Genomic DNA, 12,347 nt, shown 5'->3' on the forward strand with positions numbered 1-12,347 from the left:
GATCATGTTTGGCAGGCTGAAGGATTGGCGACGTGTGGCCACACGATACGACAGATGCCCCAAGGTCTTCCTCTCCGCAATCGCACTCGCCGCGCTGGTCATCTATTGGCTATGAGTCCTGACCCTAGAGGATAGAGGGAACGTTAAAGACTTCACGTGCGTGTATCACGCTTGGACGCACAGCCTTCAGGGGGATCTGATTGGAGTTGCCTTCAAAGATGGCATCAAGGGCTGTGGCGGTATCGCAAGTGACTTTAAAATGGAAAATCAAGGCCCACGCAAAATGCGGGTATCAGTGCTACATGGGCTTGTTTTCGGAAGCTTCGATGAAGATGTGGATGATATCGAAGATTACCTGGGAGAAGCGGTTCTTGAGCGCATTGAGCGCGTTTTGGGAGGGCGGAAACCCGTTGTCCTTGGCAAATTCACACAAATTCTCCCCAACAACTGGAAGCTCTACGTAGAGAATACAAAGGATAGTTATCACGCCAGTATTCTCCACACCTTTTTTACGACTTTTGAATTGAATCGCCTGTCGCAAAAAGGCGGGATCATCGTGAATGAAACCGGTGGATGTCATGTGAGTTATTCTTGCGTCGACCATGGTGGCTCTTTGGACGAAGTTCAAAAAAATGCATATAAAGACGAAAATATCAGATCCGATTCCGATCTGAGTTTGACTGATATGACGCTTTTGGAAAGCTTCAAGGAATACGACGACGATATTACGCTCCAGATTCTGTCTGTTTTTCCAAATTTCGTTTTGCAGCAAATCCAAAATTCAGTTGCTGTTCGTACCGTATTGCCCAAAGGCACAGACAGCATGCATTTGAAGTGGACCTATATCGGGTTCGAAGACGATACTCCAGATCAGCGGAAGGCCCGTCTCAAACTTTCCAACCTAATCGGACCGGGGGGGTATGTCTCCATGGAGGACGGCTGCATTGGGAATTTCGTTCAGCGCGGAACAAAAGGGGCCGCAGAAGAAAGTGCCGTACTTGCGATGGGTGGTTACTCAATCGAAACGAGTGAAGATCGAATTACTGAGGCCGCAATTCGTGGTTTCTGGACCGAGTACCGTGGGAGAATGGGCCTATGAGCAGCATGAAAAAACGAGCTGAATTGACCAATCTTATCGGCATGGCACAAGCCCAATATGCGTATACGATCGACGATGGTGACTTCTATGACTGGCCAAATTTTTTCGCCGATGATTGCTTTTATCAGATCACATCTGCGGACAATTTTGCGCAAGGCCTTCAGGCTGGCTTGATGTGGTTAGATAGCAAGGCAATGCTTCACGACCGAATTCTGTCGTTATTGGAGGCCAACGTCTACGAACGTCACTCCTACAGGCACATTCTCGGGCAACCGAATATTTCGAGCATAGATGGTGACGAGGTGGAATCAGAAACATCGTTTATGGTTGCACGGATTACCCGCGAAGGTCCGACTGACCTTTTCGCCACGGGCCGATATGTCGACCGTTACAAAGTATCCGAAAACGACGCAAAAATCATGAAGCGTATTGTTGTTCTCGATAGCAGCTATATTGATACGCTACTTGGGTTTCCGCTGTGAGATTGTCCGACACTAGGTCTGTGCTGCTAACCATCGGCGATCCCAATGGTATTGGACCTGAAATTGCGACGAAAGCTGCAGCCAGCTTGTACCAGGATCCTGTTTGTCGCCCAGTATTGCTGGGCGATGAATACATAATTTCTCCTTTAGCAGATTCTTTGGGATTCGGTGTTCAAACCAACCGATCTAAGTGGGGAAGCGATGAAAAAACGATTGATCTTCATCCAATCGAAGCGATGCCTACAGCGGAGTTCATACCAGGAAAGGTAAGCGCCGCTGCAGGGCGAGCTACAGTTGCCTATGTCGAATCTGCATTAACATTGTTGTCCGATGGCTTTGGACGAGGAATTGTTGGATGCCCCCATTCGGAAACAGCTGTCAATTTATCGGGGCGAAAGTTCTCGGGGTATCCGAGCCTGTTGGCAGATCTATTGAAAACCGGCCCTGACAGCATCTTTCTGATGCTGGTTGGAGGAGGTCTGCGTATTGTTCATGCCACATTACATGAGGGCATAAGCGGCGCACTGAATCGGATAGATCCAGAACTAGTAGTAAAGGCGGTCGTCGCCGCCGATGCAGCACTACGCGAATTGGGAGTGGACAAGCCGAAAATTGGATTGTTTGGCATCAATCCTCATGCAGGAGAAAATGGACTTTTTGGGGATGAAGATGATCGTATCATTGTCCCCGCAATACAGAAATTGCGTGAACAAGGCATTGATGCACATGGTCCCGAAGGTGCCGATACTATGTTGGCAAGAGATGGATATGATGCATTCGTCGCAATGTATCACGATCAGGGGCATATTCCAGTCAAGCTGCTAGCCGGTAGAAAGTCTACCGCTCTATCAATTGGAGCTAACACCCTGTTTTCAAGCGTAGGACATGGCGCGGCTTTCGACATCGCGGGCAAGAACTGTGCCGATCCTGAAGCAGTCATCAGGGCTGTAAGACTCGTTGGAGGTGCAACATGACCCACAAAATTTCCGTTTTTGGTGAGGATATCAGTTTTGAGTGTGGAGAGAGTGAAACCGTATTAGACGCTGCTGAGCGGGCGGGCTTCTCTATCCCATATTCTTGCCGGAAAGGCGTCTGTTCGTCTTGCGAGGGCGTGATTACATCAGGTGAGGCCGTTGTCCGTGGGCAGGGTGTCTGCGTCGGGCCCGCCAGCGGTGTTCTTTTGTGCCAGGCCAGACCGCGCACAAATCTGGAAATTGTACCGAGAAATATCAAGAAGACAGACCCAGTTTCTCGCAAGATATTCGAGGCGAAAGTCCGGAAAATTGAGCAACCAACGCCAGACGTGTCAGTTATCAATTTGAGATTTCCAATTGGTAACCGTTCCGTCTTTCAGGCGGGCCAATACCTTAGTGTACTAATGCCTGATGGCGATAGCAGAAATTATTCGATGGCTAATCCACCTCATCAGAACGACGGTGTTGAATTGCACATTCGCCATGTTTCCGGCGGGAAGTTCTCACAAACGGTTCTTGCCAATCTTGAAAAGGGATCGATCCTATCTGTTGAGCTTCCATTTGGAAATTTCACATTAAATGAAAACACAGAGGTCCCTGCAATCCTGATCGCAACAGGAACGGGATTTGCGCCGATCAAGTCAATCGTCGAACACCAGATCAGAGAGGGTGGATCGCGTCCATTGCATCTGTATTGGGGAGCAAATACCGAAGCCGACATTTACCTGCGTTCGCTTCCTGAAATGTGGGCGGCGAAGCATGATTGGTTTACATTTACGCCTGTTCTTTCTGAACCTCCGAGTGCCTGGAAGGGCCGTACTGGCTTCGTACATAAGGCCGTTCAATCGGACTTTCCGGATATGTCGGATTTAGAGGTCTATGCTTGCGGTGCCCCGATGATGATTGATGCGGCAAGTAAGGATTTCTGTGCGGAGTCCAAGCTGGATAGAGCAGCTTTCTACAGCGATGCGTTTGTGCCGTCGGGCGAACCAGCGGACGACCTACCTGCATAGTCAGAGACAAACATACACGCGTCACAACTGATAAATTCGCAAAGGCTAAATTCCAAGGGAGGAGTGCGCCATGAAGTTTCAACAGCAGCAGGAGACCAGATCTCACTCATATAAAGTACCGGTTGATGGTGTCGCTTCGCTTGATTTCGACCCTTACGCGGCAGCGGTGCTTAGGGACCCATATCCGTATTATGAGATGATGCGCGACGCGGGACCAATCGTTTGGTTGGAAAGATACGGAGTTTATGCTGTGGCACGCTACGACAGCGTCCGCAACGTGTTGACCGATCCGGAAACATATTGTTCCAGTGCCGGCGTAGGACTGACCAATTTTCATACAGAAGAGCCTTGGCGACAACCGAGCATCATTCTGGAAGTCGATCCGCCTGAACACACAAAAACCAGAGCCGTCTTCACGCGTATTCTCTCCCCACGCGCTTTGAAAAAGTTGACTTCTACCTTCGAAGCACAGGCGGAGTTGATGGTGGATCGGATGATTGAAAAAGGCGTCTGCGACGGCGTTAAGGATTTGGCCGACGCGTTCCCCATCAAAGTTTTCGGAGACGCGGTTGGCGTTCCAGCTGAAGGACGGGAGCATCTACTGCCCTATGGCGATATGGTCTTCAACGCGTTCGGACCCGCCAACGATCGATTCAACGAATGCCTTGCAAATCTGGGGCCTGCAACAGAGTGGATTACTAAAGCCTGTCAACGCGAAAACCTCACCCCTAACGGATTTGGCGCAGAACTTTATGACGCAGCTGACGCGGGTGATATATCCCATGAAGATGCAGGAATGCTCGTGCGCACAACTCTCTCGGCCGGGTTGGACACCACAATTTTCACAATGGGGAACGCACTTGTTAATCTTGGCCGAAATCCAGACCAGTGGGCCCTATTGCGCGATGATCCGACAAGAGCGCGTGCAACAATTGAAGAAGTTTTGCGCTTTGACAGCACGTTCCACTCTTTCTACCGCACTACGACAAGGGAAACCGAATTAGAGGGCGTTCCTTTAAAAAAGGAACAAAAGGTACTGGTCTTCATTGCTTCAGCAAATCGCGACCCTCGCCACTGGGTGGAACCAGATCACTTTGACGTAACGCGCAAAGCCACGGGTAACATGGGTTTCGGAGCAGGGATCCATGGCTGTGCAGGTCAAATGATTGCCCGAATGGAGGGTGAGATCGCGCTGCGGACGCTAGCGTCTAAAGTCGAGTCCATCGAATTGTTGGGAGAACCGGTTCTTCATTTCAACAACACCGTGCGCGGGTATACCAGCATGCCAATGCGCGTAACGGCAAAAAGACACTAACGGAGGGGAACATGCCTACAATCACCTATCTACTCGCCGACGGGACCAAAACCGATATCAAAGTGGATGTCGGAGCAAATGTAATGCGTACCGCAATTGATGCAGACATTCCCGGAATTGTAGCCGAATGCGGTGGCGCGGCTATGTGCGCTACATGCCATGTATATCTTGAACCAGAAACAGAATCGGTTTTCACCGCGATTAGCGACGTTGAGGAAGAAATGCTTGAGTGCGTTGCGGATGATCGTCAACCAGAAAGCCGACTGAGTTGCCAACTCAATGTTCCTGCAGGAGTAGATCGAATTACAGTTCGGTTGCCGAAAACTCAAAGCTGAATGTTCGAAATTCCTGATGAGAATAAGTAGGAAAAATCAATGATCAACAAGAAAAAAGTAGCGATTGTAACCGGTGGCGCTAGCGGTATCGGTTTTGCGTTCACTCAAAGTCTTGCTGCCTCTGGATATGCCGTTGTGATCGCTGACATGGTCGGAGCGGAAGAAGCAGCTAATAGACTTAAAGGCAAAGGCTTTGAAGTGATCGGCGTTAAAACCGATGTCACTAACGTAGACGATACAAACGCGATGGTTTCCGAAGCAGTCAGCCATTTTGGCGGTTTGGATTTGTTGGTGAACAACGCAGGTATATTTACCTCTCTGAAGCTAAAGCCATTCGACCAAATCGAACCCGCTGAATGGATGAAAGTTATGGAGGTCAATACGCTCGGCCCCTTTCTTTGTGCCAAAGCAGCACTTCCAGAACTTCATAAGAGTTCGGCCGGTCGGATCGTGAACATCGCCTCAACTTCTCAGCTTAAAGGTGCTCCGTTTATGCTGCATTACACGTCAAGTAAGGGGGCTGTTGTGGCGTTTACCCGATCGTTGGCGCGCGAGTTGGGCAAAGACAACATCACGGTGAATGCTATTGCGCCCGGATTTACACTCAGCGACGGAGTGCTTGCGACCGGCATGGAAGAAATCATGGGCGAGGTGGTCAGAAAGTCCAGCCGCTCAATCCCGCGTGATCAGGTGCCGAATGACCTTGTTGGTGCCTTGCTTTTTCTTGCAAGTGATGGTGCGGCGTTCATCACCGGACAGACTATCGCTGTAGATGGCGGGAGTTTTTTCCTTTGAACTACGCATATTCAGATCTTTGCCTTTATATTGATGGTCGCTTCATTGGCTCCGATGAACGGTCCGGGGAATCGGTTTACAATCCAGCTAATGGCCAGATTCTTGGGCATTTACCTCATGCAACAACCGAAGATCTGGACTTGGCGATTGCTGCAGCGGATCGGGCGTTCCAGAAGTGGCGATGGACTTCACCGATTGAACGCAGCCGTGTATTGCGAAAAGTTGCAAGTTTGATCCGTGAACGATCCGAGGATATTGCTCGTAATCTCACACTTGACCAAGGCAAGCCACTTGCTGAAGCACGCGTGGAGATTTTAGGGGCGGCAGATCATGCGGATTGGCATGCTGAAGAATGTCGTCGGATATACGGCCGCGTCATCCCGTCCCGCGACCCAAGCGTCCGTCAGACAGTTGTTCGTCAGCCTGTTGGTGTTTGCGCATCATTTTCGCCTTGGAATTATCCGCTCAATCAAGCTCTTCGAAAGATCTGTGCTGCCTTAGGATCAGGATGTACCATTGTCCTCAAGGCATCCGAGGATGCGCCAAGTGCCGTCGTAGCGCTGGCGCACATTTTTCACGACGCAGGATTGCCCGCAGGCTGCCTTAATGTCGTTTGGGGCGTGCCGGCTAAGGTTTCAGAGCATCTGATCACGTCGCCTAAGGTTCGTAAAATATCGTTTACAGGGTCAATCCCCGTCGGGAAGCATCTTGCAGCAATGGCTGGCGCACATATGAAACGTGCTACGATGGAACTAGGAGGGCACTCTCCTGTTCTGGTTTTCGATGATGCCGATATCGATAAGGCGGCGACTCTGTTGGCCGGCTACAAAGGACTGAATGCGGGACAAGTGTGCATGTCGCCAAGCCGGTTCTTCGTTCATGAAAAGGTAGCGCAAGAGTTTGGCGAGAAATTTGCTGCAGCATTTGGCTCCCGCGTCGTAGGAGATGGCATGCACAGCGATACCACAATGGGTCCCCTCGCCCATACTCGACGTGTAAGTGCTATGACCGAATTTGTTTCCGACGCCACTGCCAAAGGTGCAAGCATTTTGACAGGAGGTACGGCTATTTCTGGTCCCGGAAATTTCTTTCCACCGACAGTACTGATGCACACTCCTGACACAGCCAAAATCATGATCGAAGAGCCGTTTGGTCCTGTAGCACCCATCTCTACTTTCAGTGAAACGGATGAAGTGCTCTCACGGGCAAATGCTTTGCCTTTCGGACTCGCATCTTATGTATTTACCAAGTCACTCCGTACATCTCACTATGTGACTTCAAAATTGGAAGCAGGAATGGTGAATGTAAACCATTTCGGAATTGCGTTGCCGGAGACGCCTTTGGGAGGCGTGAAAGACAGCGGCATGGGCAGCGAAGGCGGTAGTGAGACATTTGATGCCTATCTTGCCACCAAGTTCATTTCCGAAGCAACAGAGTAGGAACTTGGAATGGAGAAGCAGATACTCATTGTAGGTGCTGGGCAAGCGGCATGTTCTCTAGCAGGGAAATATCGCCAACTGGATAGTGATGCCGTAATCACAATTGTAGGTGATGAGGAATACTTGCCTTATCAACGACCGCCACTATCAAAAAAATTTGTGACCGGAGAAATGAGCGTTGAGAGTTTGTTCCTTCGTCCCAACGCTTGGTACGAAAGAAACAACATCTCTCTTATCTCAGGCCGCCGCGTCGTTCACATTGATAGAAATTCTAAACAAATCCAACTCGATGACCGGCGTATTCTGCACTATGATATGCTTGCATTGACAACTGGCACGCGTCCCAGAGTCCTGCCAAGTGAAATAGGCGGCGATCTCAAGGGCGTCTATCTAGTTCGTGGCATTGACGATGCTAAAGCTCTTGCAACCGAGATGACGGTGGGGCGGCGCGCCTTGGTAATTGGGGGCGGCTATATCGGACTGGAAGCTGCAGCGGCATTCAGGAGCCAAGGACTTCAGGTTCGAGTCGTTGAGATGGCTGACCGCATCTTGCAGCGTGTTTCTTGCGCCGAAACATCAAATTACTTTCGGAAACTCCACCACGAAAATGGCGTACAGATTTACGAAGGCTTGGGCGTGGAGCGTCTCATCGGTGACAATGGCCGTGTGGTCGCCGCTGAGTTTTCGGACGGTAGCACTATGGAGGTTGACTTCGTCATTGTTGGTGTAGGCGTTGTGGCTAACGACGAACTGGCGTGCGAGGCCGATCTGGAAGTAGATCAAGGGATACTTGTAAACGCTTTTGGTCAAACGAATGACAAGGACATTTTCGCAGCGGGAGATTGCACCCGCTTCAAATACTTAGGTCATATGATAAGGTTAGAGTCGGTGCAGAATGCTGTTGATCAAGCCGAGTCAGTGGCAGCGAATATGGCTGGAGTGGAAACGGCATATTTTCCGTTCCCCTGGTTTTGGTCAGACCAATTCGATGTAAAGCTTCAGATTGCAGGTCTAAATCAAGGCTATACTGATACAGTGGTTCGCAAAGGAGCGAAGCCTAGGAGTATGTCAGTTTGGTATTTCTCTAATGGGAGGCTTATTTCTGTGGATGCGATTAATGATCCTCGGATCTTCATGATTGCCAAGAAAATGCTTTCCTCGAATAGGTTGGCGAGTATTGAGCAATTAAGAGATCATGATTTCGATCCAAAATCGATCTTAGTATCTTAATATATTGGCCTGTTCGAAAGCGTGAGGTCGTAAATGGAGCAGACTACCGTTTTAGAAGTGCGGATCGGCATGGCCATGCCGTTTGGGCACAAAAATGAACCTAGCGCCATCATAAAGAATGCAGTTAAGGGTAAGGTTTGGTTATCCAAATTTGGATTGGTAGGAGATGAACAAGCCGATAAAGTCAAGCATGGTGGTCTAGATAAAGCACTTCATCAATACTGCTCCGATCATTATAAACATTGGCAAAGGGTTGTGCCGTTGGCTGAGAATTTGGCGCCTGGTGCATTCGGGGAAAACATTGTCGCGGATATTCATGATGAAGCCAATGTTTGCCTAGGTGATTGTTTTAGAATTGGTGGAGCCGTCGTGCAGGTTTCGCAGCCTAGACAGCCATGCTGGAAACTCAATGTGCGGATCAATAAAAGCGATTTCGCCAAACTCGTACAATCGTCGGGGCTGACTGGATGGTATTATCGAATCCTCGAAGCCGGCTGGATTTCGTCAGGAGACTCGATTTCCCTGATTCAGAGGCCGAATCCAGATTGGACGATTCAAAACGTTCATCGGGCAGTGTATCTTGAAACAGCAAAATTTGATCACCTCAAGGAGCTGGGGACCATAAAAGAACTATCCGCCTCGTGGAAGAAGTTGATTTTAGCTAGGTTAGAAAATCGTAGCATTGAAAGCTGGTCTTCTCGATTTCGAGACTGAGCGACGCTTCCTAAAATCGAAGCAAACTTACTCTAAATCAACAATTAATTTCTTGGAAGGGGCGAAATTCCTTGATTGAGGTGTTCAATTATTTTGGTTTTTTGAGTGTCTCAAGTGCGCAATGAGGTCTTCTTGTTGTGAGTCGGAGTCCCGTATGAGGTCGACTTAATTGCAAGAAACTTCGATCAAGTAACAATTTTCCGTTCTTAAAAAAGAGATTCTCTCGAGATTTGAATGGTTTCGGCACTTCAACATTAATAATTCGCCCACCACCTCCTCCCTGTGGGCGAATTTCGGGCGGTACCGATGTTGCCGGTGCCGCCCTTTTCCGAAAGAGCGATTGAACAGTAAAGAATGTGTACGAGACAGCTCAACCCGTGACTTGGATATCTGCAGGCATCCCATTCCGGCGATCTCGCGCCGCTCTAAGATTTCTACTCTACACCTCTGAATGTAACGTATTTCGCGTGGTGATATTTCGTGCAACGTGTCCGTTTCACGGGCATGAACTTGCGGGACCGTGTTGCACTGAACATTCAAGACTTGAGACGCGCCCGCGGCCTCAGCCAGGAGGAGCTTGCTCATCGGGCCAATGTGAGTCGCGGCCATATGGGCAAGGTCGAGAACGCCAAGTTCGCGGCCTCCCTCGACCTTCTCGAACGCATCGCCCGGGCGCTCAATGTCGACCCCGAAGTACTCTTCGCGAAGCGCTAGTCCGTTTCCTTAGGCTTTGATCCAGTCCCCCAACGCGAGGGACATAACTGCAAGAACGGCACGAGTGGCGCGGGTACATGGCGAAGAGAAAGACAGGCTGGCCTTTCCAGGAAGGGTTTCTGAACGACGGGGAGCAGGAGATCCACCTGTTCACCGATTACCGTTGGAATGATGGCTCGGTGAGCCGCCACTGGCATGTCGATCCGGAACGCTTTGATGCTTGTCTGGCCGAGCTACGCCCAATTTCCCTGAAGCTCAGTGATAGCTCAGATCAGTAAGAAAACCACTCCGAGTGGCCCATGTTGCTCTCGTAGTCGCCGTACTCGACCATGATGCTGCGGGAATAGAAGTGCCAAAGATCGCCACCGCTTGGGTAGGCGATCTCCTGACCGCTTTCCGAGATGAATGTCGCGGGCCAGGGCGTGTGGGAACCGTAGACCCGCTGGATGTAGCGGCAGGTCCGGTTTTCGCGATCGCAGGAACGGATCGACCAGTCCCACTGACGCGGCTCGTCGCGCGGCTCGTAGGAGCGTCCGGTGAACCAGATCACATGGGTCCGGTTCAGCCATTCGTATTCCGGCAGATTGGTATCTAGCTCACCCTCGCCGCCGGGCCCGCCCAACTCGACCGGCACATGGGCAAAGGTGCAGACCCCGAAGGGCGGAAGGCTCGGCCAGGGCGTGATACGGCGGATCATGGTGCGATAGGCGCGAGCACAAACGGCGCTCGGGGGGAAACCACCCGCCATACAAAGCATGATGGCGCAATCGATGTCATAGGCCTGCGCCTTCTCAGGGGCTCCGAACACCGCCATCGCCCCCATCACAGCTGCCATCGCCTGTCGCTTCATGTCGCTCTCCCGCAAAAGTTGAGCAGACTATCGATCAATATGTATTTTTATGCAATATGTCGTATTGACTCCATATGACTTTATGGCCTTAGTGTCGTGAAGTAGAAGGGCTCTCGTGGGGAGAGTCCGAACATGCCGATAGCGCGCAACCAGATCCTGATCACCATCGATGGTGTCAAAGACTTGTCCGAGAAGGGCATCGCGTACCGCTGCCGGTATGAACTCGTGGGGTTCACGGATGATGGCAAGCCGCGCTACCAGTGCATCTACCTGCGCGAGGGCGAGCCGGAAGCCATTCTGGTCTCGACCCGGATCACCCCGCACGGGCCAGAGCCGCGGTATTTCAACATATGGCCGGGGCTCTTCAAACATCATCTCGAGTTCGGTGACGGGCGCGATCTGCGCTTTGGTCCTGATTACAGCATCACCCTCGAGGAGCGCGGCTGACGTCATCGCCTTCGGCCGCGACGGGACAGCCCGGACATCCGGCTGGACCTTTCATGGCGAGCGGCCTGTATGGGCGGGGTTGGATGATCGCTCTGAAGCCGAAGTCATTCTGGCCTCATTGGACACCGCGCCGCTGTCCGGTCGCGACGACATCCTCTTCCTGATCCGGACGACTGCTGACCGCCACCAAGGGAACCGTGCCCTGCGCCAGGTTGGTCTGGGTGCCGACGACTGGCAGGTCCTGTTCCGCGCCCTGGTCGAAGCTGAAAGCAGCTACAATCCGACTGCCGTGAGCCCCAAGGGTGCCTATGGTCTTGGCCAGCTGATGTCGGACACGGCACGTGCCCTCGGAGTCGATCCGCGCGATCCCTCGCAGAACCTCGACGGCGCGGCGCGCTATCTGCTCGCGCAGCTCGCCACGTTCAAAGACATCGACCTGGCGCTGGCAGCTTACAATTCCGGACCGCACCGGGTGGTCGAATATTCCGGTGTCCCGCCTTTCACCGAGACCCGCGACTACATCGCGCGCATCCACCGGATCCGGTCCCGACTCGCGGGTACACCTGTTTCCGCGCCGGACATCCGCGTCGCTGCCCGGGTGCCTGCGCGCGCTCCGGTCCTCATCGATCTTCAGTAAAATAAGGGAACTTCGCATGCTTAGACATCGCCTCAGCCGCCTCTTGCCTGCCGCCACAACCCTGGCGGCTTTCGCAACACCCGCTCTCGCGCAGGACTTGTCGCCTATCCAGACCATGCTGGAAACCGTCGAGGCCGCGCTGACGGGTCCGATCGGGATCGCGGTCGCCACGCTCGCGGTCATCGGCACCGGCTTCATGTGCATGATGGGGCGGCTGAACTGGGGCTGGTTCGCCTCGGTCATCATCGGGATCGTGCTGATCTTCTCGGCCGGCACCATCGTCGACGGCTTCTCCTGAGGTTG

The 12,347-nt window shown here is 51.8% G+C and carries 16 protein-coding genes and 1 pseudogene; 16 read left to right on the plus strand and 1 reads right to left on the minus strand.

Annotated features, from left to right (window positions below; translation table 11 throughout):
• The 13 genes and pseudogenes from PRI8871_RS19005 to PRI8871_RS19065 all read left to right on the plus strand — a co-directional run.
• Positions 1-115, plus strand: a pseudogene (locus PRI8871_RS19005) (IS5/IS1182 family transposase); the annotation flags it as partial.
• Between the two features lie 45 nt (positions 116-160).
• Entirely contained in the window at positions 161-1,099 is a 939-nt protein-coding gene (locus PRI8871_RS19010; protein ID WP_245897986.1) for an SRPBCC family protein, read from the plus strand.
• A complete protein-coding gene (locus PRI8871_RS19015) occupies positions 1,096-1,581 on the plus strand; it encodes an aromatic-ring-hydroxylating dioxygenase subunit beta (protein WP_108887770.1) in 486 nt (161 codons plus the stop codon). Before PRI8871_RS19010 ends, PRI8871_RS19015 begins: the two co-directional genes overlap by 4 nt.
• 20 nt (positions 1,582-1,601) lie before the next feature.
• Positions 1,602-2,555, plus strand: coding sequence for a PdxA family dehydrogenase (locus PRI8871_RS19020; protein ID WP_245897988.1), 954 nt, complete (start codon positions 1,602-1,604; stop codon positions 2,553-2,555).
• Complete coding sequence (locus tag PRI8871_RS19025) at positions 2,552-3,568, plus strand: 2Fe-2S iron-sulfur cluster-binding protein (protein ID WP_108887771.1); 1,017 nt, start codon at positions 2,552-2,554, stop codon at positions 3,566-3,568. Before PRI8871_RS19020 ends, PRI8871_RS19025 begins: the two co-directional genes overlap by 4 nt.
• Positions 3,569-3,638: 70 nt before the next feature.
• On the plus strand, positions 3,639-4,883 hold the full coding sequence (locus PRI8871_RS19030; protein WP_108887772.1) for a cytochrome P450: 1,245 nt from the start codon (positions 3,639-3,641) through the stop codon (positions 4,881-4,883).
• A gap of 11 nt (positions 4,884-4,894) precedes the next feature.
• The gene (locus tag PRI8871_RS19035; protein ID WP_009574092.1) at positions 4,895-5,218 is read left to right on the plus strand and encodes a 2Fe-2S iron-sulfur cluster-binding protein; all 324 of its coding nucleotides are present in this window, start codon (positions 4,895-4,897) and stop codon (positions 5,216-5,218) included.
• Positions 5,219-5,257: 39 nt separating this feature from the next.
• On the plus strand, positions 5,258-6,013 hold the full coding sequence (locus PRI8871_RS19040) for an SDR family NAD(P)-dependent oxidoreductase (protein WP_009574093.1): 756 nt from the start codon (positions 5,258-5,260) through the stop codon (positions 6,011-6,013).
• Positions 6,010-7,452: an NAD-dependent succinate-semialdehyde dehydrogenase gene (locus PRI8871_RS19045; RefSeq protein WP_040403074.1), complete on the plus strand. Its 1,443-nt coding sequence runs from the start codon at positions 6,010-6,012 to the stop codon at positions 7,450-7,452. The genes PRI8871_RS19040 and PRI8871_RS19045 overlap by 4 nt, the downstream gene beginning before the upstream one ends.
• Positions 7,453-7,461: 9 nt before the next feature.
• Positions 7,462-8,682, plus strand: a complete 1,221-nt coding sequence (locus PRI8871_RS19050; protein WP_009574098.1) for an NAD(P)/FAD-dependent oxidoreductase — start codon at positions 7,462-7,464, stop codon at positions 8,680-8,682.
• A gap of 33 nt (positions 8,683-8,715) precedes the next feature.
• Positions 8,716-9,396 carry an MOSC domain-containing protein gene (locus PRI8871_RS19055; RefSeq protein ID WP_108887773.1) on the plus strand — a complete coding sequence of 227 codons (681 nt, stop codon included), beginning with the start codon at positions 8,716-8,718 and terminating at the stop codon, positions 9,394-9,396.
• A gap of 480 nt (positions 9,397-9,876) precedes the next feature.
• Entirely contained in the window at positions 9,877-10,110 is a 234-nt protein-coding gene (locus PRI8871_RS19060; RefSeq protein WP_245897989.1) for a helix-turn-helix domain-containing protein, read from the plus strand.
• A gap of 77 nt (positions 10,111-10,187) precedes the next feature.
• Positions 10,188-10,388, plus strand: a complete 201-nt coding sequence (locus tag PRI8871_RS19065; protein WP_108887774.1) for a hypothetical protein — start codon at positions 10,188-10,190, stop codon at positions 10,386-10,388.
• On the opposite strand, the gene PRI8871_RS19070 is transcribed toward PRI8871_RS19065, so the two are convergent.
• Complete coding sequence (locus PRI8871_RS19070; protein ID WP_108887775.1) at positions 10,382-10,960, minus strand: hypothetical protein; 579 nt, start codon at positions 10,958-10,960, stop codon at positions 10,382-10,384. The two genes, PRI8871_RS19065 and PRI8871_RS19070, sit on opposite strands and share 7 nt — an antisense overlap.
• Positions 10,961-11,092: 132 nt before the next feature.
• On the opposite strand from PRI8871_RS19070, the gene PRI8871_RS19075 reads away from it, so the two are divergent.
• The 3 genes from PRI8871_RS19075 to PRI8871_RS19085 all read left to right on the plus strand — a co-directional run bounded on the left by PRI8871_RS19075 (position 11,093) and on the right by PRI8871_RS19085 (position 12,342).
• The gene (locus PRI8871_RS19075) at positions 11,093-11,407 is read left to right on the plus strand and encodes a hypothetical protein (protein ID WP_080458281.1); all 315 of its coding nucleotides are present in this window, start codon (positions 11,093-11,095) and stop codon (positions 11,405-11,407) included.
• Positions 11,408-11,486: 79 nt separating this feature from the next.
• Positions 11,487-12,044, plus strand: coding sequence for a lytic transglycosylase domain-containing protein (locus PRI8871_RS19080; protein WP_108887776.1), 558 nt, complete (start codon positions 11,487-11,489; stop codon positions 12,042-12,044).
• 16 nt (positions 12,045-12,060) lie between these two features.
• Complete coding sequence (locus PRI8871_RS19085) at positions 12,061-12,342, plus strand: TrbC/VirB2 family protein (protein WP_009574106.1); 282 nt, start codon at positions 12,061-12,063, stop codon at positions 12,340-12,342.
• Positions 12,343-12,347: the final 5 nt, after the last annotated feature.

Source organism: Pseudoprimorskyibacter insulae (assembly GCF_900302505.1).
Classification (GTDB): Bacteria; Pseudomonadota; Alphaproteobacteria; order Rhodobacterales; family Rhodobacteraceae; genus Pseudoprimorskyibacter; species Pseudoprimorskyibacter insulae.

Excerpts from the sequence above, each read along its gene's own strand:
- PRI8871_RS19055 (WP_108887773.1), top strand. The coding sequence starts at position 8,716 with ATGGAGCAGACTACCGTTTTAGAAGTGCGGATCGGCATGGCCATGCCG.
- PRI8871_RS19015 (WP_108887770.1), top strand. The coding sequence starts at position 1,096 with ATGAGCAGCATGAAAAAACGAGCTGAATTGACCAATCTTATCGGCATG.
- PRI8871_RS19030 (WP_108887772.1), top strand. The coding sequence starts at position 3,639 with ATGAAGTTTCAACAGCAGCAGGAGACCAGATCTCACTCATATAAAGTA.
- PRI8871_RS19070 (WP_108887775.1), bottom strand. The coding sequence starts at position 10,960 with ATGAAGCGACAGGCGATGGCAGCTGTGATGGGGGCGATGGCGGTGTTC.
- PRI8871_RS19035 (WP_009574092.1), top strand. The coding sequence starts at position 4,895 with ATGCCTACAATCACCTATCTACTCGCCGACGGGACCAAAACCGATATC.
- PRI8871_RS19065 (WP_108887774.1), top strand. The coding sequence starts at position 10,188 with ATGGCGAAGAGAAAGACAGGCTGGCCTTTCCAGGAAGGGTTTCTGAAC.
- PRI8871_RS19040 (WP_009574093.1), top strand. The coding sequence starts at position 5,258 with ATGATCAACAAGAAAAAAGTAGCGATTGTAACCGGTGGCGCTAGCGGT.
- PRI8871_RS19075 (WP_080458281.1), top strand. The coding sequence starts at position 11,093 with ATGCCGATAGCGCGCAACCAGATCCTGATCACCATCGATGGTGTCAAA.
- PRI8871_RS19025 (WP_108887771.1), top strand. The coding sequence starts at position 2,552 with ATGACCCACAAAATTTCCGTTTTTGGTGAGGATATCAGTTTTGAGTGT.
- PRI8871_RS19050 (WP_009574098.1), top strand. The coding sequence starts at position 7,462 with ATGGAGAAGCAGATACTCATTGTAGGTGCTGGGCAAGCGGCATGTTCT.
- PRI8871_RS19085 (WP_009574106.1), top strand. The coding sequence starts at position 12,061 with ATGCTTAGACATCGCCTCAGCCGCCTCTTGCCTGCCGCCACAACCCTG.